A 17,250-nucleotide genomic window follows, 5' to 3' on the forward strand; every position below is an offset into this window, starting at 1 on the left:
GTTGGACAGGGTCGCCGTGCTCGGCTTCCTCGTCGCCGTCGCGCCGATCACCCTGACCCCGGGCACCAGCCTGACCCTGGTCGTCTCGCGGGTCGCCGCCGGTGGGCCCCGGCAGGGCTGGTGGGTGATCCTGGGTACGGTCACCGGGATCTACGTGCACGGCACGCTCGCGGCCATCGGCCTCGCCGCTCTGGTGCTGCGCTCGTCGCAGGCGTTCTGGACGGTGAAGCTGCTCGGCGCCGCCTATCTGGTCGGGTTCGGGCTGTGGCTGCTGTGGTCGACGATCCGTCGCCGACACCCGACCGGTTCTGCCCCGCCCGACGGCCCTGCGCTGTCCGACGGCTCTGCTCTGTCCGACGGCCCGGCCACCGTCCGCCGGCCCCGGCGCCTGCCGTGGCGCGGGCACCATCCGTACGCGCAGGGGCTGCTCGGCACCGTGCTCAACCCCAAGGCCGCCGCCGTCTACCTGACCCTGGCCCCGCAGTTCCTCGGCTCCCACCGCTCCGTGCTGGTGCCGATGCTGGTGCTGGCCTCGGCGCACGCGGTGCTGCACACCTGCTGGCTCGCCGGCTGGACCGTGGTCTCGGGTGCGGCGGCCCGGCTGCTGCGCACCCTCCGGGTCCGCCGACTGCTGGACCGGCTGACCGGCGCACTCCTGGTCGGTCTCGGTGTCCGCACCGCGGTCGGATAGAGCGGCCTGGCAGACCCGAGTCAGTGCCGTCGCCGGGGCACGTGGCGACGGTAGGTGCTGACCGTCGGGTCACCGGTGATCCAGAAGCGCCAGGGGACGTCGTGGGCGGCGGCCACGCCGACGCGGGGGCCGGCGGAGACCTCGGACGGCGCGACCGGACGCGTCGGCGGAGTCAGCAGCAACGGCCCGCTGCCGTCGACGAGGTTGGTGCCGTTAGCCGTCGCGTCGAGCCCCAGCGCCACCACCAACCGGGCCGGGCCGCGCGCCAGGTCCCGGTCGGGCACCTCGCCGCGACGCTTGCGGGCGAGATCCACCCCGTCGACCACCGCACCGGCCCGCAGCAGGACCGCCGCCGCCTCCCCCTCGCGCCCGCAGACCACGTTGAGGCACCAGTGCATCCCGAAGACGAAGTACGTGTAGGCGTGGCCCGCCGGACCGAACATGACCTTCGTACGCGGTGTCGGCCCCCGGTGGGCGTGTGAGGCCGGGTCCTCGCCCGTCCCGGCGTACGCCTCGACCTCGGTCAGCCTGATCCGAACGCCGCCGGCCGAGACCTCCCAGCCCAGCAGCCTGCGCGCGGTCTCGGCGATCTCGGCGGCGGGCGCGGTCAGCCAGGAGTGGTCCACCCGTCCAGGTAACCGCGACCGGGGTTCGATCGGCAACCACGCGCCGACGTCTCGGAGAGCCCAGCATGGTCCGTCCCGGGTATGACCTGGGAGTCCAGGTCGCGGCCGAACATGTCCGGGACGACATCGCGCTCGGCTGAGACGGTCGGCATGTCGATCCCACCCCTCGGCGGGAGCGCACCCTCGACGAATCGGGCCTGCGGTGCTCCTCCTGGTCGCCTTTCGAGCTGAACCGTCGGCGCTATCGCCCGCCCCCAGGTGCGGACGGCTATGCCCGATCCGCTGCTGCGGTCCGCTCGACAGGCGCCTCGATGGACAAGCGACGCCCCACCGACGCCCGCCGATCGACGCCCCTCCGACCTCAAGGGCTCAACACCTTGTTGACAACGCTTCGTTGAAGTAGTGGACTGGGGGCATGACCGCCTCCGCCCGCACCTCAGCACAGGCAGCCCAGGATCCGGCCCACCGCACCTACGCGGCCCTGCACCGGCTCACCGAGCGGCACGCCGCCACCGAGGCCCAGCGCCGTCGACACACCAACCCGTACGCGGCCGATCCGTACGCGGCGATCGCCGTGGTGTTGGCCCTGGCCGCCGGGGCCGCCGAAGCTACGAACGGTGAGGAACCGGTCGACGAGGGAGACCTGCTCGCCGCGCTGACCCTTTTCCCGCACCTGCGGGCGGAGATCGACACCATGGAGGCGGGACTGCTGGACCTCGCGCGCAGCCGTGGGCTGACCTGGCAGGCGATCGGGCACGGACTCGGCCTGGGCAGCGCCCAGGCCGCCCGCCAGCGCTACGACCGGCTGGCCGCCCGCACCCGACCGGACCAGGCCGCCGACTGAGCCGGGTGCTGCACCAGGGTCGCAGCACCCTGCCCCGGAGGTCGCCACCACCGGCGGGCCCCAGGCCCGACAGCACGAACGGTTCAGCTCGAAAGGACACCAACCACAAGTACCCGGAGCGACGAGCCCGTCCTCCGAAGCCGACGTACTGGGGAAACGAGCGGACGGCCCGGCCGATGTCGGCCGGGCCGTCCGCCTCAGCGGGGTACGACCTGCTCCGCCGCCCACTCCCGCCAACCGGCCAACCGGTCGGCGGCGGTGGCGAGCTGGTCGGCGACCGGGCCGGGGCCGGTCGAGCCGGGCGTGATCCGGGCGGCCAACGCCGAGCGGACCGACAGCACGTCGCGCACGCTCGGGTCGAGGTGCTCGCTGACCGTGGCCAGGTCGTCGTCGGAGACCTCGTCCAGGGCACAGTCCCGGACCGCGCAGAGCGCCACCAGCTTGCCGGTGATCTCGTGCGCGTCGCGGAACGGCACACCCTTGCGGACCAGCCAGTCGGCCACCTCGGTGGCCAGCGAGAAGCCCACCGGCGCGGCGGCGACCAGGCGGTCGACGCGTACCGTCATGGTGGAGATCATCCCGGCCAGGGCCGGCAGCAGCAGTTCCAGGGTGTCGACCGCGTCGAAGGCCGGCTCCTTGTCCTCCTGCATGTCCCGGTCGTACGTCATGGGCAGGCCCTTGAGCATGGTCAGCACCGCGACCAGCCCACCGACCAGCCGTCCCGACTTGCCCCGGGCCAGCTCGGCGATGTCCGCGTTCTTCTTCTGCGGCATGATCGAGGAGCCGGTGGCGAAGGCGTCGTCCAGCTCCACCCAGCCGAACTCGTGCGACGTCCAGAGCACCACCTCCTCGCCGAGGCGGGACAGGTGCACGCCGACCAGCGCCGTGATGAAGAGGAACTCGGCGACGAAGTCCCGGTCCGCGACCGCGTCCATCGAGTTGGCGAACGAGGTGCGGAAACCCAACTCCTTGGAGACCGCCACCGGGTCCAGCGGCAGCCCCGACCCGGCCAGCGCGCCCGCGCCGAGCGGGCTGACGGCGGCACGGTGGTCCCAGTCGCGCAGCCGCTCCAGGTCCCGCAGCAGCGGCTGCACGTGGGCGAGCAGCCAGTGACCGAAGGTGACCGGCTGGGCGTGCTGCAGGTGCGTCATCCCGGGCGCGGCGGTGTCCACGTGCCGCTCGGCCTGCTCCACCAGCGCCTCGGCCAGCTCGACCAGCCGCGACGCCACCCCCCGGGCGTGGTCGCGCAGATAGAGCCGCAGGTCGGTGGCGACCTGGTCGTTGCGGGACCGGCCGGCGCGCAGCTTGCCGCCGAGGCTGCCGAGCCGTTCCAGCAGCCCGCGTTCCAGGGCGGTGTGCACGTCCTCGTCGTCGACGGTGGGCCGGAAGGCGCCGGAGGCGCAGGCCGCCTCCAGGTCGTCCAGGGCGGCGAGGATGCGGCCCAGTTCGTCCGGGTCGAGCAGGCCGGCGCCGGCCAGCACCCGGGCGTGGGCCCGCGAACCGGCGATGTCGTACGGGGCCAGCCGCCAGTCGAACTGGACGCTCACCGACAAGCGGGCCAGCGCCTCCGACGGGCCACCGGCGAACCGGCCACCCCACAGGCTCGTACGGTTGGCGGGCGCGCTGTTCTCGGTCAGGCTCTTGTCGTCCACCTGGCCCATTCTGGCGGTCACCACCGCGACGCTCCGCACCGGGCGTCCCGCCCGAAGTCCCGCTCGGTCATGGTGCTGTGTTCCCTTCGGTGTACTCGTCGCGACGGGCCCAGCCGGCGAGCCGTTCGCCGAGCGCGGCCCCGCCGTCGGATTCGCGGGCCACCACGAGGATGGTGTCGTCACCGGCGATGGTGCCGACCACCTCCGGCAGTCCCGCCCGGTCCAACGCGCTGGCCAGATACTGTGCGGCCCCCGGCGGCGTCCGCAGCACGGCGATGTTGCCGCTGGAGTCGACCTCGTTGAGCAGTTCCCGCAGCAGCCGTACCAGCCGGGCCGGCGCCGCCTCGGCGTCGCGCAACGGCCGGTGGCCGTCCTCCGGGATGACGTACACGGCCCGACCGTCGCCGCCCCGGGCGGTGACCGCCCCCAGTTCCTTCAGGTCCCGCGAGAGCGTGGCCTGGGTGACCTGGACGCCCTCGTCGCCGAGGAACTCGGCCAGCTCGGTCTGTGAACGGACGGCCCGGTCACGGATCAGCTCGACGATGCGGGCGTGCCGGGCGGCACGGGTCAGAGGTGCGCTCATGTCTTCTCCTCCAGGAGGAACGCCAGCAACGCCTTCTGGGCGTGCAGCCGATTCTCCGCCTGGTCGAAGACGGCACTGCGCGGGCCGTCCAGCACCTCGCCGGTGATCTCCTCGCCCCGGTGCGCCGGCAGGCAGTGCAGCACGATCACCGTCGGTGCGGCGTGCCCGAGCAGTTCCTCGTTGACCTGGTACGGCAGGAACGGGGTGGCGCGGTCCAGCCCGTCGCCCTCCTGCCCCATCGAGACCCAGGTGTCGGTGGCGACCACGTCGGCGTCCCGGACCGCGTCGACCGGGTCGACGAGCACCCGGACGCTGCCGCCGGTGTCGGCGGCGATCGCCTCGGCGCGGGCCACCACGTCGGCGTCGGGCGCGAAGCCCTCCGGACCGGCGACCCGGACGTGCATCCCGGCGGTCGCGCCGGCCAGCAGGTACGAGTGGGACATGTTGTTCGCCGCGTCGCCGACGTACGCCAGGGTGCGCCCGGCGGTGTCGCCGAAGCGTTCCCGCACGGTCAGCAGGTCGGCCAGGAGCTGGCAGGGGTGGAAGCCGTCGGTCAGCGCGTTGACCACCGGCACGGTGGCCCCCTCGGCGACCTCGGCGATCCGGTCGTCACCGTGCGTCCGCAGCACGATCGCGGCCACGTAGCGGGACAGCACCCGCCCCGCGTCGGCCAGCGTCTCCCCCCGCCCGAAGTGGGTGACCTGGGTGTCCACCACCAGCGGGTGCCCGCCGAGTTCGGCGATGCCGGCGTCGAACGAGATCCGGGTCCGCAGGCTCTGCTTGTCGAAGAGCACCGCCACCGACCGGGGACCGGCGAGCGGCGCGTACGCGAACCGGTCGGCCTTCATCCGGGCCGCCAGGTCGAGCACGGCGGCCTGCTCGGCGGGCGACAGGTCGTCGTCACGCAGGAAGTGCCGGGTCATGCCTTGGCCTCCGTCGGGTCGAGGTCACCGGCCGGGCCGGGGGTGGGCGTCACCGCGTCGAGGGCGAGGGGCAGCGCGGCCAGGAACGCGTCGGCCTGGTCGGCGGTGAGGATCAGCGGCGGGGCCAGCCGGAGCACGTCCGGCTGGATCGGGTTCACCAGGAAACCGGCGCCGCGCAGCGCCTCGGCGGCGGCGGCCGACACCGGCGCGGTCAGGGTCACGCCGAGCAGCAGCCCGGCGCCCCGCACCCCGCCGACCAGCGGATGCCCGAGCCCCTCGATGCCCCGGCGCAGCCGCTCCCCGATCCGCTTGACGTGGTCGAGCAGCCCCTCGTGGGCGATCGTGGAGATCACCGCGAGCGCGGCGGCGCAGCTCACCGGGTTGCCGCCGAACGTGCTGCCGTGCGACCCGGCGACCAGCAGGTCCGCAGCCGGGCCGAAAGCCAGGGTGGCACCGATCGGCAACCCGCCGCCGAGCCCCTTGGCCAGGGTCACCACGTCCGGCTCGACACCCTCGGCCTGGTGCGCGTACCAGTGTCCGGTGCGACCGACACCGGTCTGCACCTCGTCGACCACCAGCAGCGCGCCGTGCCGGGCAGTGATCCGCCGGGCGGCGGCGAGGTAGCCGGCCGGTGGGACCACCACGCCGCTCTCGCCCTGGATCGGCTCCAGGATCACCATCGCGGTCGCGTCGGTCACCGTCGCCTCAAGGGCGGCGACGTCACCGTACGGGACGTGGTCGACCTCGCCGGGAAGCGGACGGAACGGGTCGGCCTTGGCCGGCTGACCGGTCAACGCCAGGGCACCCATGGTCCGGCCGTGGAAACCACCGACGGTGGCGACCACGTGGGTGCGGCCGGTACGCCGGGACAGCTTGAACGCCGCCTCGTTGGCCTCGGCCCCGGAGTTGGCGAAGAACACCCGACCCGGGCGTCCGGCCAGGGCCAGCAGCAGCTCCGCCAGGGCCACCGGGGGTTCGGCGACGTACAGGTTGGAGACGTGCCCGAGCGTGGCGACCTGCTTCGACACGGCAGCCACCACGGCCGGGTGCGCGTGCCCGAGGGAGTTGACGGCGATGCCGCCGAGCAGGTCCACGTACTCCCGACCGGCCTCGTCCGTGACCACGGCGCCGGAACCGGACACCAGGGCCAGCGGCGGCGTGCCGTAGTTGTCCATCATCGACTGCCGCCACCGCTCGACCAGCGTCATGCCGGCACTCCGCCCGCTCATGAGGGGATCACCATCGTCCCGAAGCCTTCCGAGGTGAAAACTTCCAACAGGGTGGAGTGCGCGACCCGACCGTCGACCACGTGGGCCGCGGGTACGCCCCCGCTGACCGCGCGCAGGCAGGCCTCCATCTTGGGCACCATGCCCGACTCCAGCGACGGCAGCAGTGCGGCCAGCTCGGTGGTGCCGATCTCGCTGACCAGGCTGGAGGTGTCCGGCCAGTCGGCGTACAGGCCGGGCACGTCGGTGAGCACGACCAGCTTGCGGGCGCGCAGCGCGACCGCCAGCGCGGCGGCGGCGGTGTCCGCGTTGAGGTTGTGCAGCACCCCGTCCACGTCCGGCGCCACGGTGGAGATCACCGGAATCCGGCCCGCTCCGATCAGGTCGTCCACCGCCGAGACGTCCACCGACTCGACGTCGCCGACCTGACCCACGTCGACCGCCTCGCCGTCCACGTACGCGTGCCGGCGTACCGCCGTGAACAGCCCGGCGTCCTCGCCGGAGAGCCCGACCGCGAACGGGCCGTGCGCGTTGATCAGCCCGACCAGTTCCCGGCCGACCTGCCCGACCAGCACCATCCGGACCACGTCCATCGCCTCCGGGGTGGTCACCCGCAGGCCGCCCCGGAACTCGCTGTCGATGCCGAGCCGACCGAGCATCGCCGAGATCTGCGGCCCCCCGCCGTGCACCACCACCGGCTTGAGCCCGACGTAGCGCAGGAACACCATGTCGGCGGCGAAGGCCCGCTGCAACTCGGGGTCGACCATGGCGTTGCCGCCGTACTTGACCACCACCGTGGAGCCGGAGAAACGGGCCAGCCAGGGCAGGGCCTCGATCAGGGTGGCGGCCTTCTCCTGGGCGCGGGTCAGATCCGAGGTCAGGGTCACCGGACCGGCCTTCCGTAATAGATCACGTCGCTGACCTTCTGTTCGCGACTGCGGGGACTCCGCTTCGCTGCGTTCCTCGCGCTCACGTCGAGTACGCCGAGTTCTCGTGCACGTACCCGTGCGACAGGTCGTTGGTCCACACCGTCGCCTCGGCGGCGCCGGCGTGCAGGTCGATGCGGATGGTGACGTCGCGTCCGGTCAGGTCGACGCGGGACCGGTCCTCGGCGGCGGCGCCGGAGCGGCAGATCCAGATCCCGTTGACCGCGACGTCGATCTCGTCCGGCTCGAACGTGGCGGCGGTCGTGCCGACGGCGGCGAGGATCCGCCCCCAGTTCGGGTCGTTGCCGAACAGCGCGGTCTTCACCAGGTTGTTGCGGGCCACCGACCGGCCCACCTCGACCGCCTCGTCCTCGTTCGCCGCGCCGACCACCTCGATGGCGACCTCCTTCGTGGCACCCTCGGCGTCCGCCAGCAACTGCCTCGCCAGGTCGTGGCAGGCGGCGGTGACCGCGCCGGTCAGCTCCGCCTCGCTCGGCGTGACCCCGGAGGCACCGCTGGACAGCAGCAGCACGGTGTCGTTCGTCGACATGCAGCCGTCGGAGTCGACCCGGTCGAAGGTGACCCGGGTGGCGGCCCGCAGCGCCGCACCGAGCGTCTCCGGCGGGGCCACCGCGTCGGTGGTGAGTACGCAGAGCATGGTGGCCATGCCGGGAGCCAGCATGCCGGCGCCCTTGGCCATGCCACCGACGGTCCAGCCGTCACCGCGCGTCACGGCGGTCTTCGGTCGGCTGTCGGTGGTCATGATCGCCTCGGCGGCGGCGTCGCCGCCGTCACCGGCCAGGGCCCGCACCGCCGAGGCCACTCCCGGCAGGAGCTTCTCCATGGGCAGCCGCTCGCCGATCAGACCGGTGGAGCAGACGGCCACCTCACCGGCGCCGTACTCCCGGCCGCTGACCGCGCTCAGTTCGGCGGCGGTGTGCTCGGCGGTGGCGTGGGTGTCCTGGAAGCCGGCCGGGCCGGTGCAGGCGTTCGCGCCGCCGGAGTTGAGCACCACCGCCCGGACCAGGCCGCCGTGGACCACCTGCTGGGTCCAGACCACCGGGGCGGCCTTGACCCGGTTGCTGGTGAAGACCGCGGCGACCCCGGCGTCCGGGCCGTCGTTGACCACCAGGGCCACGTCGGAGGCGCCGCTGGTCTTGAGGCCGGCGGCGACCCCGGCAGCCCGGAACCCCCCGGGGGTGGTGACGGTCATGGCGCGACTCCGAAGCAGGACAGGCCCGTGGTCTCGGGCAGACCGAACATCAGGTTGGCGTTCTGCACCGCCTGGCCGGCGGCGCCCTTGCCGAGGTTGTCCAGGGCGGCGACCACGATCAGCCGACCGGAGTCGACGTCGACGGTGGCCTGGAGGTGGCAGGAGTTGCCACCGAGGGTGGCGGCGGTGTGCGGCCACCGGCCCTCGGGGAGCAGGTGCACGAAGGGCGCGTCCGCGTACGCCTGCGCCAGCACCGCGCGGGGGTCCACCTCGCCGGTCGGCCGCGCGGTGACCGTGGCCAGGATGCCGCGCGGCATCGGCGCCAGCACCGGCGTGAACGACAGCCCGGTCGCGCCGGTGGCCTGCTTGATCTCGGGTACGTGCTGGTGGGCGCCGACCTTGTAGGGCGACAGGTCGCCCGCCACCTCGCTGGCCAGCAGGTGGGTCTTGGCGGCCCGGCCCGCGCCCGAGGTGCCGCTGGCGGCGACGACCACCACGTCGGCCGGGTCGGCGGCTCCGGCGGCGATCAGTGGTGCCAGCGCCAGCACGATGGTGGCCGCGTAACAGCCGGTGTTGGCCACCCGCGTCGAGGCGGCGATGCGCTCCCGCTGACCGGGCAGTTCGGGCAGCCCGTAGGTCCACGCGCCGGCGTGGGTGCCGCCGTAGTAGCGGGTCCAGGCGTCCCCGTCGACCAGGCGGTGGTCGGCGCCGAGGTCCACCACCCGCACCTGCGCGGGCAGCCGGGACGCGAGCGCCGCCGACTCACCGTGCGGCAGGGCGAGGAAGACCAGGTCGGCATCGGCCAGGACGTCCGGGGTGGTCGCCGCGAACGTCAGGTCCATGCCGGTGAGCTGCGGGTGCACGCTGTCCAGCGGCTGCCCCGCCTGGCGGTGCGCGGTGGCGGCGACCAGGTCGAACTCGGGGTGCCCGGCCAACAGGCGCAGCAGTTCACCTCCGGCGTATCCACTCGCCCCGGCGACTGCGACCCGAATTCCCATACCTACCTCCGCATGACTATGCAGAAGAGGTTAGCAGCGGCCGGTGACTGACCGCAAGGTCATGCATACCGCTGCATGGTGATGTCACCGGGTGCGGACGGGACGGTCAGAGCCGCCCCTCGGCCACCGCCCGGGTCACCCACGGGACGACCTCGTCGAGCATCTCGTCCAGCGAGGTGGCGGCCGTGAAACCGAGCACCTCGGCGGCCTTGGTGGTGTCCGGCACACGCCTCTGCACGTCGTACTCGAAAGGGTCGTCACTGACGTGACGGAACGGCACGTCCGGCCCCTTGATCTTGCACCAGATCACCTCGGCCAGCTCCAGTACGGTGGTCGACCGCGCGGTGGAGAGGTTGAAGTCCTCGTTCAACGCGGCCGGGTGCTCGACGGCGAGCGCGATGCCCCGTGCCAGGTCACCGCCGTAGGTGTAGTGCCGCACCTGGTCGCCCTCGCCGAGGATGTGCAGCGGGTCCTGCCCCTTGACGATCTTCTGCACCAGGTCGGGCACCACGTGCGACATGGCCAGCTTGACGTTGCCGGAGAGCACCTCGGCCTGGCCCAGGGCCCGCCCCTCCCCCACGCCCACGCAGTTGAACGGCCGCACGATCGTGTACGGCAGCCGGTACTGCTCCCAGGCCGCCCGGGCGTAGTACTCCACGGCCAGCTTCTGGAAGCCGTACGAGGAGAGCGGAGGCGGGATCCGCCGCTCGTCGCCCTCCCGGCTCGGCCAGTGCGTCGTCGACTCGTACACCATCGAGGAGGACAGATAGGTGACCTTGGCGAGCCGACCCTCCCGATGGGCCCGGATCGCCGCGTCACAGGTGGCCGCCATGATCCGTTCGTTGGTGGCGAGCAGGTCGTAGGCGTACGCGTGGAAGTAGGAGATCCCGCCGATCATCGCCGCACCGGCGACCAGGTGGTCGCAGCCGTCGAGCAGGTCGGTGAGCAGGCCGACGTCGCGGGCGTCACCCTCGACGAACCGGAAACGCGGGTGCGTGTCGTAGCTGTGGGTGACCGGCCCGTACTTCGAGAAGTCGTCGATCCCGACCACCTCGTGCCCGCGATCGAGCAACTCGGAGACCAGATAGCCGCCGATGAAGCCGGCCGAACCGGTAACCAGGACCTTCGCCACGTACGCTCCTAAGCCGTCTTCTCGTACTCGGTGCCGCGCTGTTCGTACCCGGCGCCGCGCGGGACCGCCACGACCGCCGGCCCGCGCCGGGCGGCCATCTTCTCCCGGCTCAGCCGCCGACCGTAGGAGAAGACGTACCAACGCAGGTAGCCCGGCAGGAAACGCCCCAGGTCGAAGTGGGACTCGCCGAGCGGTCGGTCCAGCCAGATCGTCGGGATCTCCGCCACCGGCAGCCGCAGCCGGGTCGCCTTGGCGGTCAGCTCCAGCCCGATCTCGAAGCCGGTCCGCGACTCGATACCGACCTCCCGCACGAACGCGGTGTCGTACGCCTTGAAGCTGTTGGTGGCGTCCCGGGTGCCGACCCGGGCGAAGGTGTACAGGCTCCGGCCCGCCCACCGGGACATGATCCGCTTCAGCCGTGGTCCGCCGACCTGCTGGCCGCCCGGCATGTACCGGGACGCCGCCGCGACCACCACACCCCGGTCCACCAGCCGGGCCAGCTCGTCGATCTGCCGGGGGTCGTCACAGCCGTCGGCCATCGTCACCACCACGACCGGCGCCCGGGCCGCGTCGATGCCGAACCGGATCGCGTTGGCCGGGCCCCGCCCGTAGGTGTTCAGCACCGCCCGCACCCGAGGATCGGTCCGCGCGATCTGCTCCACGTACGGCACCGTGGTGTCCTCGGGCTGGTCGTGCACGATGAGCACCTCGGCGGGGAGCATCAACTCCCGCAGCATCCGTTCCAGGCAACGGACGATCGCCTCGCCCTCGTCGTAGACCGGCACGATCACCGAGACGCGCGGGTTCACACCCGCACCCCCTGCCCGGTCAGGCCCCACATGTCGATCACCGGCCGGTCGGTGTCGAGGCGGGCGTACTGCTCGTGCGGGGCCGCGATGACCAGCAGATCCGACCGGCGCACCACCTCGTCCAGGTCGAGGAGCCGCTCGTCGACCACGTACGGGTCGGTGCAGAGCGTCTCGCGGGCCTTCAACGCGAGGATCTTGCGCAGCTTGTACGCCAGGCTCTCCCGAGGGTCGTCGCTGCCGCCCTTGAACGCCATGCCGAGGATGCCCACGGTCGACGTGGCCAGATCGAAGCGGTCCTCCAACCGGGACACCAGATACAGCGGCAGCCCCTCGTTGATCAGCATGGCCGAGTGACCGAGCACGAAATTGTTCCGGTTGAAGGCGGCCAACTGCATGGTGTCCTTGAACAGGCACGGTCCGGCGGCGAAGCCCGGCATCGGCAGGTCCGCCGCGCGCGGATAGTCGAACGCCGCGGCGTGCCGGATCCGGGCGAAGTCCAATCCGACGTCGTTGGCCATCATCCAGAACTGGTTGGCGGTGGCGAACTTGATGTAACGCCACGTGTTGGTGAACAGCTTCGCCAGCTCCGCCTCCTCCGGCTGCAACGGCACGATCTGCTCGGTGAGGTGCCGGAACAGCCGCTCCGCCCGAGCCTGCGCCTCCGGCGTCCGCGCGGCCACGATCTGCGGCAGCGCGAACAACTCGGTCATCGCGTGGCCCTCGGCGATACGCTCCGGACAGAAGGCGACGTCGGCGTGCACACCCTTGGCGGCCAGCAGCTTCTCGGTCAGCGCGGTCACTCCCGGATAGACGGTGCTGCGCAGCACGACGAGCTGACCGTCCCGCAGGTGCTCCGCACAGCGTTCCAGGGCCCGGGGCACGGCACCGAGATCCGGGTTGAGGTGCTCGTCGACCGGCGTACCCACCACGACCACCAGATGCGCGGAGAGGCCGACGGCCGCCGGGTCGGTGGTGGCCCGCAGACGACCGGCGGCCACCGCCTCGGCCAGCGGTGCGGCGGCACCCGCCTCGGCGAACGGCAACGTGGCGGCGTTGACGGTGTCCACCGCGTCGGCGTTGAGGTCGTACAGCACGACGGAGAGTCCGCGGGCGGCGAAGGCGATGCCCAGTGGCAGGCCGACCCGGCCACAACCACCGACTATGCAGACGTCGACCGCAGGGGGTGGCTCGTCGGACATGAGGGGGCTCCCGTGGGGTGGCGGGTCTGATCGGCGGCGGTGCGCGGGGTCCAAGCAGGCTAACCGCTCGCACGTGACTCGCGGGTAACCAAACAGCTATCGATGCCAGCCTTTCGGCCGATCTCTGCCCGAATGCAAGGACCGGATGCAAGGAAGGGTCCCCTCCTAACGCCTCGTGCATAGGAGGGGACCCTTCCTAACATCTCTACGAGCGCCCTGACGCTTCAGTTGACCTGCTCGGACAACCCGTGCTGCCGCTCATACGTGCGCAGTGCCAGATCCCACGCCTGCGTGTACTCGGACGGCCCGAGAGCAAGGTCGCTGTGCCCCTTGACCGCCTCGCGGAGCAGCCGCACCAGGTCCGGCACGCTGCCCCGACGCTCCTCGACGTAGCGCCGGAAGATATCGGCGAACTGTTCCCCGGCCAGGGCCGCCGCGTGGGCGGTGACCGGGTCGTCCTCGAGGTCACGCAGCACCGCGCCCCACCGGCGAGTCAACTCGTCGGCCTGGCGAGCCCGGATCTTCTGCAGTTCGTGGTCGCACTCCAGCCTGATCCGCTCCTCCCAGTACGGACGGAGTCTTTCGCGCACCCGATCCTCCGGGCTGACCCGGATACGCACCCCGAACTGCGGCAGCTGGCCCTGCTCCTGCGGCCACCGCTGGTGCATCAACACGTTGTTCAGCGCCCGCTCCAGATCGTGGGCCCGGTGCGGCTCGTACTCGCGGGCAAGGTCGATCACGCGCTCCCGGACGATGCTCCGCGCCCACGGCAGCAGACCCTCGGCACGCATCTGCAGCTCCTCGAAGGGCATGTTCGACGCCGTCCACAGGTAGGCCACGTACAGGCAGAAGTCGAAGGCGTCCCCCTTGGCCGGCACCAGCATCGGTCTCGGTACGTCCTGCCGGAAGGTCACCCGCACCGGAGCGGGCCTCGGCACAGGCACTGGCGCAACGGGCATCGGCGAGAAGATGCGCTGCCACCACGAGCGCTCCGGCTGACGCGGTACGGCATGGTGCGTGGGCGTGTTCCCCGGGGATGCAGTGGTCATCGGCTGTCCTCACGAATCAGTCGTTCGACATCGTCGAGTAGCGGCTTGCGCGGCATGACGGGACGCCACACATGACGCAACTGGTGGTCGAGCCGGCGGCGCAGCGGAGGCCGTCCGGCCACCACGAGCCGCAGCAGCGCCAGTACGTGGCCGGCGACCTCCGGCTGCCCGTCGGCCCGGTCCAGCCAGAAACCGAGCGTCCGCCAGGCGCGGTACGCCGTCTCCGGGAGGCTCAACGCCGTCGCCCAGAGCTCGGCCAGGTCATGCGGGGACACGATCTCCGCCCGGGCCAGGTCCAGCAGTTCCGGCCACTGTTCCCGGGGTGCCGGCGCCCACCGTTCCGCCAGCACCCGGAGGGTCCTCGCGGCGTGCAGCCGCACCTCCCGATCGCTCGACCGGGTCCATCCGGCCAGGTCGGGGACGAGCGCGGCGGCGTTCCCGCCCTGGTACACCTCGACCAGCCCGCGCGACACCGAGTTGTTCCACCGCTGCATCCGCGCCGACGCGACCATCCGCAGTTGGACCAGGGCCGCGTCCGGCCAGAGACGGGCCAACCCCAGTTCGTGGGCGCGGGCCACGGTGTCCCGCAGGTGCGCGGCCGTTCCGGCGGCCCAGCCGTCCAACTCGACCCGTACCCGCTGACGCAGGCGAGGCTGCAGTGCCATCGCGACCAGGATGATCGCGGCGGCCTGCCGAACCCCGGCGCGCCGGTCCCGGGCCAGGTCCCGCACGGCGTCCAGAGCCGCCCGGACGTCCCGGCCGGCAGACCAACCGATCGCCCCCGCCGCGGCCTGCCGCACCTCCGGCAGGTCGGTACGGACCATGTCCGCGAGCCAGCCGAGCAGGACCTCCGGCGGCCACCACTCGGCCCACGCGACGTCGAGCACGGCCGACCGCAGATCCTCGCTGCCCGTCGCGAACTGCACCCGTACCCCACCGACGGCCCATCCGTCGGCCGGCTCCACCACCACGGCGGCACGCAGGGTGGCCCCGAGCAGATCGTCGAGCGCGGTGCCCCGCAGCCGTACCGCCGTCGCCGGTGACCGCTCCGGCACGGGAGCCCCCGGCGGACGCTCCGGCGCGTCGGCCGCCACCAGCCGGCCGGCGGCGAACCGGATCTCCGCTGTCGACAGCCCCGCCAACACCACACAGGAGAGTCGGAACGCACGTACCTGTTCGCCGGACCAGCCCACCGGGATGCCGGCACCGTCCTGCGGATCCAGGATGCGCGCGGCGCGCTCCCGGAGCTGCTGGGGAAGCATCTGCGCCAGCCGCTCGGTGAGCTGGCCGGCACGGGGCAGCGTCCGGGCGATCGCCTCGACCACCGGCACCACCTCGCGCGACCGAGGCTCGGCGGCGAGATAGGTGGCGAGCAGCGGATGGCGGGCGCACTCCTCGTCCACGTAACGCTCCAGGCACTCCCCGTCGCAGCGGTCGGCGCAGAAACCGACGCAGCGTCCGGCCAACTCCCGTCGCAGCCGAGCGCGGAACACGTCCCCGGCCGGCGCCGGTCGATGCTCGATGACGTGCCCGCCAAGGTCCCGGGCACGTCGGGAGAAGTCACCGACCAGCAGCAGCGTCACCCCCTCGGACTCGGCCCGCGACGCCAACTGGACCAACGTGTAACCGTCGACGCCGCGCACCGCCTCGTCGGTGAGCCGCAGCACGTACCCGCACCCCGACCGGGGGCCCGTCGCACCACCGAGCAGGTCGGCGGGCTGCGCGACACCGAGTACGCCGACCCGGTCGAGACCGTGCCGGCGGGCTGCCCCGACCAGCGCCGAGGTGAAACGCCCACTGCCGGCAGGGCCGGACAAGCACACCACGTGGCGTTGCTTCAGTACCCGGTCGAGCTGCTGGTCACTGACGGCCGGGGCGTAGCCGTGGACCACGTCCCGGACGATGGTCGCGCTGAGCGTCTCGGACCAGACCCGGCCCGCCTGCGCTGCCGTCGCGGTGACGTTGACCGTGCCGATCGCCATCGCACCGTGTCCGGTGGCGTTCTGTCCCCGGACGAGGACGTCGCCCACCTCGACGCCGGCGACGCCGCCGAGCAGACCCGCGAGTCGGCGCAGCACATCGCCGGGATCCAGTGGCTCCTCGACGTCCTCCGGCTCCTCCGGCCCGGCTGGCTCGGCCGGCCCCGACGTGCCCGCACCGGCCTCCGGTGCCGGTCCGTCGTGGGGCGCTGGTGTCTCACCACTCGGCGGCGCGGACTGCGGCGTGTCCGGGACGGTGCCGGTCACGGAGTCGTGCGGAGCCGACTGCGGGTTCGGGTCGGTCATCGGTCCGTACCAGGACGGAGATGGACGTCCCGGCCCACCGAACCGATCGCCATGGCGCCGTGTCCCACCGCGTTCTGACCGTCGACACGGATGTCACCGGTACGGATTCCGCCGGCCACCGGATCCGGGGCACGGTGCGCGGGGTAGCCGCCCCGCCTCTCCTCTCCCAGCCTGGGCTCGCTCACCCCACCGGACATCTCCGGCGACTCGTCCCCCACCCACGAGGCGACGTCCTCATCCACGACGCAGAGCCACCCCTGAGCCTGGAACTGCTTGTCCGGGATGCGCACGTCGATCCGCTTGAAGCGGTCCGGGCGGATCTGCTCGGGATACTCGGTGACCACGTCGCGATAGATGTCCGAGGAGACCACCAGCGCGATCCCGGCGTCCGGGAACGCGGCCAGCGCACGGCGTACCGGTGCGGCGTCGCAGAGCCTGCTCACCAGTACGACCGCCTGACCGGGAAAGCCGTTGGCGCCGTCCAGGTGCACCATGCCCTGGTGCACCGCGATCCGCAGCCGGATGCGGGCCGCCGGGAGGCGACTGGCGTTGTAGCGACGCAGTCGACGGTTCAGCTCCGGCACGAACCGACCGATCAGGTGTGCCTCGGGAAGCTCGCGGGGCAGGATCGCCAGTTCTCCGTCACCGGACTGCTGTGTCCTCCAGTCTTCCCGTCGCAGGCCCACCTCCTCGGCCGCTTCCCGCAGCAGTCGGTGGAAGTCCTGCTGCGCCTCGTACTGCTGGACGTTACCGCGCCCGCTGTAGCGCTCCATGTCCACGCAGATCAGCATCCGCCGTTCCGGATGTCTCATGTCGTCACCCCTTCGTCACCACACCCTGCCGGTCCTGGCACCAGGGGACATCCAAGCCGTGGCGACGGGCGCAGACCCCGTAGAAGTACGGCATCACAGGGGTTGTCGACCAACCGTCATTCCGTCCTGAGCGGGCATTCCGGCCAGCTCCGGGCGGTGTACTCGCCGTATGTGGACAGTTCCGATCGACCTGCTCCTGGGGCTGGATCTGGAGTTGCTGCCTACCCTCGGTCTGCTGGTCGGATACCTGCTCACAGCGGCTCTGTTCCGGTGGGCGCCGAA

16 protein-coding genes are annotated in these 17,250 nt (G+C 72.2%); 2 read left to right on the forward strand and 14 right to left on the reverse strand.

Going from position 1 to position 17,250, the window contains the following annotated elements:
- The first annotated feature begins 1 nt into the window (after position 1).
- Positions 2–691: a LysE family translocator gene (locus tag ABZ738_RS31585; protein WP_357219454.1), complete on the forward strand. Its 690-nt coding sequence runs from the start codon at positions 2–4 to the stop codon at positions 689–691.
- A gap of 20 nt (positions 692–711) precedes the next feature.
- On the opposite strand, the gene ABZ738_RS31590 is transcribed toward ABZ738_RS31585, so the two are convergent.
- Positions 712–1,317 (reverse strand): DNA-3-methyladenine glycosylase, encoded by a 606-nt coding sequence (locus ABZ738_RS31590; protein ID WP_176093322.1) that lies wholly within the window; start codon positions 1,315–1,317, stop codon positions 712–714.
- 415 nt (positions 1,318–1,732) lie between these two features.
- On the opposite strand from ABZ738_RS31590, the gene ABZ738_RS31595 reads away from it, so the two are divergent.
- A complete protein-coding gene (locus tag ABZ738_RS31595; protein ID WP_131056199.1) occupies positions 1,733–2,161 on the forward strand; it encodes a DNA-binding protein in 429 nt (142 codons plus the stop codon).
- A gap of 197 nt (positions 2,162–2,358) precedes the next feature.
- Here the strand turns inward: ABZ738_RS31595 and argH are convergent, their stop codons facing one another.
- From argH to ABZ738_RS31660, 13 genes are all read right to left on the reverse strand, one after another.
- Positions 2,359–3,822: an argininosuccinate lyase gene (argH, locus tag ABZ738_RS31600; RefSeq protein ID WP_176095740.1), complete on the reverse strand. Its 1,464-nt coding sequence runs from the start codon at positions 3,820–3,822 to the stop codon at positions 2,359–2,361.
- 58 nt (positions 3,823–3,880) lie between these two features.
- A complete protein-coding gene (locus tag ABZ738_RS31605) occupies positions 3,881–4,396 on the reverse strand; it encodes an arginine repressor (RefSeq protein ID WP_117230175.1) in 516 nt (171 codons plus the stop codon).
- Entirely contained in the window at positions 4,393–5,319 is a 927-nt protein-coding gene (gene argF, locus ABZ738_RS31610; protein ID WP_131054057.1) for an ornithine carbamoyltransferase, read from the reverse strand. The genes ABZ738_RS31605 and argF overlap by 4 nt, the downstream gene beginning before the upstream one ends.
- Positions 5,316–6,527 carry an acetylornithine transaminase gene (locus ABZ738_RS31615; RefSeq protein WP_131054064.1) on the reverse strand — a complete coding sequence of 404 codons (1,212 nt, stop codon included), beginning with the start codon at positions 6,525–6,527 and terminating at the stop codon, positions 5,316–5,318. The genes argF and ABZ738_RS31615 overlap by 4 nt, the downstream gene beginning before the upstream one ends.
- Positions 6,528–6,544: 17 nt before the next feature.
- Positions 6,545–7,432 carry an acetylglutamate kinase gene (gene argB, locus ABZ738_RS31620; RefSeq protein ID WP_131054058.1) on the reverse strand — a complete coding sequence of 296 codons (888 nt, stop codon included), beginning with the start codon at positions 7,430–7,432 and terminating at the stop codon, positions 6,545–6,547.
- Between the two features lie 82 nt (positions 7,433–7,514).
- Positions 7,515–8,684, reverse strand: coding sequence for a bifunctional glutamate N-acetyltransferase/amino-acid acetyltransferase ArgJ (gene argJ / locus ABZ738_RS31625; RefSeq protein ID WP_357219460.1), 1,170 nt, complete (start codon positions 8,682–8,684; stop codon positions 7,515–7,517).
- Positions 8,681–9,682, reverse strand: coding sequence for an N-acetyl-gamma-glutamyl-phosphate reductase (argC, locus tag ABZ738_RS31630; protein WP_131054060.1), 1,002 nt, complete (start codon positions 9,680–9,682; stop codon positions 8,681–8,683). Before argC ends, argJ begins: the two co-directional genes overlap by 4 nt.
- A 106-nt stretch (positions 9,683–9,788) precedes the next feature.
- Entirely contained in the window at positions 9,789–10,814 is a 1,026-nt protein-coding gene (locus ABZ738_RS31635) for an NAD-dependent epimerase/dehydratase family protein (protein ID WP_357219464.1), read from the reverse strand.
- Between the two features lie 8 nt (positions 10,815–10,822).
- Positions 10,823–11,623 carry a glycosyltransferase family 2 protein gene (locus ABZ738_RS31640; protein WP_236145813.1) on the reverse strand — a complete coding sequence of 267 codons (801 nt, stop codon included), beginning with the start codon at positions 11,621–11,623 and terminating at the stop codon, positions 10,823–10,825.
- Entirely contained in the window at positions 11,620–12,822 is a 1,203-nt protein-coding gene (locus ABZ738_RS31645) for a nucleotide sugar dehydrogenase (protein WP_131054062.1), read from the reverse strand. Before ABZ738_RS31645 ends, ABZ738_RS31640 begins: the two co-directional genes overlap by 4 nt.
- 224 nt (positions 12,823–13,046) lie before the next feature.
- Positions 13,047–13,871: a hypothetical protein gene (locus tag ABZ738_RS31650; protein WP_357219468.1), complete on the reverse strand. Its 825-nt coding sequence runs from the start codon at positions 13,869–13,871 to the stop codon at positions 13,047–13,049.
- The gene (locus ABZ738_RS31655) at positions 13,868–16,156 is read right to left on the reverse strand and encodes a hypothetical protein (protein WP_357219471.1); all 2,289 of its coding nucleotides are present in this window, start codon (positions 16,154–16,156) and stop codon (positions 13,868–13,870) included. The genes ABZ738_RS31650 and ABZ738_RS31655 overlap by 4 nt, the downstream gene beginning before the upstream one ends.
- A complete protein-coding gene (locus ABZ738_RS31660; protein WP_357219474.1) occupies positions 16,153–16,968 on the reverse strand; it encodes a hypothetical protein in 816 nt (271 codons plus the stop codon). Before ABZ738_RS31660 ends, ABZ738_RS31655 begins: the two co-directional genes overlap by 4 nt.
- Positions 16,969–17,250: the final 282 nt, after the last annotated feature.

Origin of the sequence: Micromonospora sp. NPDC047793 (assembly GCF_040642635.1) — a bacterium.
In the GTDB taxonomy this organism is placed as follows: Bacteria; Actinomycetota; Actinomycetes; order Mycobacteriales; family Micromonosporaceae; genus Micromonospora.

What these genes read in the sequence shown, in the direction of transcription:
- ABZ738_RS31595 (WP_131056199.1), top strand. Translation starts at nt 1,733, where the DNA reads ATGACCGCCTCCGCCCGCACCTCAGCACAGGCAGCCCAGGATCCGGCC.
- argH (WP_176095740.1), bottom strand. Translation starts at nt 3,822, where the DNA reads ATGGGCCAGGTGGACGACAAGAGCCTGACCGAGAACAGCGCGCCCGCC.
- ABZ738_RS31605 (WP_117230175.1), bottom strand. Translation starts at nt 4,396, where the DNA reads ATGAGCGCACCTCTGACCCGTGCCGCCCGGCACGCCCGCATCGTCGAG.
- argF (WP_131054057.1), bottom strand. Translation starts at nt 5,319, where the DNA reads ATGACCCGGCACTTCCTGCGTGACGACGACCTGTCGCCCGCCGAGCAG.
- ABZ738_RS31615 (WP_131054064.1), bottom strand. Translation starts at nt 6,527, where the DNA reads ATGACGCTGGTCGAGCGGTGGCGGCAGTCGATGATGGACAACTACGGC.
- argJ (WP_357219460.1), bottom strand. Translation starts at nt 8,684, where the DNA reads ATGACCGTCACCACCCCCGGGGGGTTCCGGGCTGCCGGGGTCGCCGCC.
- argC (WP_131054060.1), bottom strand. Translation starts at nt 9,682, where the DNA reads ATGGGAATTCGGGTCGCAGTCGCCGGGGCGAGTGGATACGCCGGAGGT.
- ABZ738_RS31645 (WP_131054062.1), bottom strand. Translation starts at nt 12,822, where the DNA reads ATGTCCGACGAGCCACCCCCTGCGGTCGACGTCTGCATAGTCGGTGGT.
- ABZ738_RS31650 (WP_357219468.1), bottom strand. Translation starts at nt 13,871, where the DNA reads ATGACCACTGCATCCCCGGGGAACACGCCCACGCACCATGCCGTACCG.
- ABZ738_RS31655 (WP_357219471.1), bottom strand. Translation starts at nt 16,156, where the DNA reads ATGACCGACCCGAACCCGCAGTCGGCTCCGCACGACTCCGTGACCGGC.
- ABZ738_RS31660 (WP_357219474.1), bottom strand. Translation starts at nt 16,968, where the DNA reads ATGAGACATCCGGAACGGCGGATGCTGATCTGCGTGGACATGGAGCGC.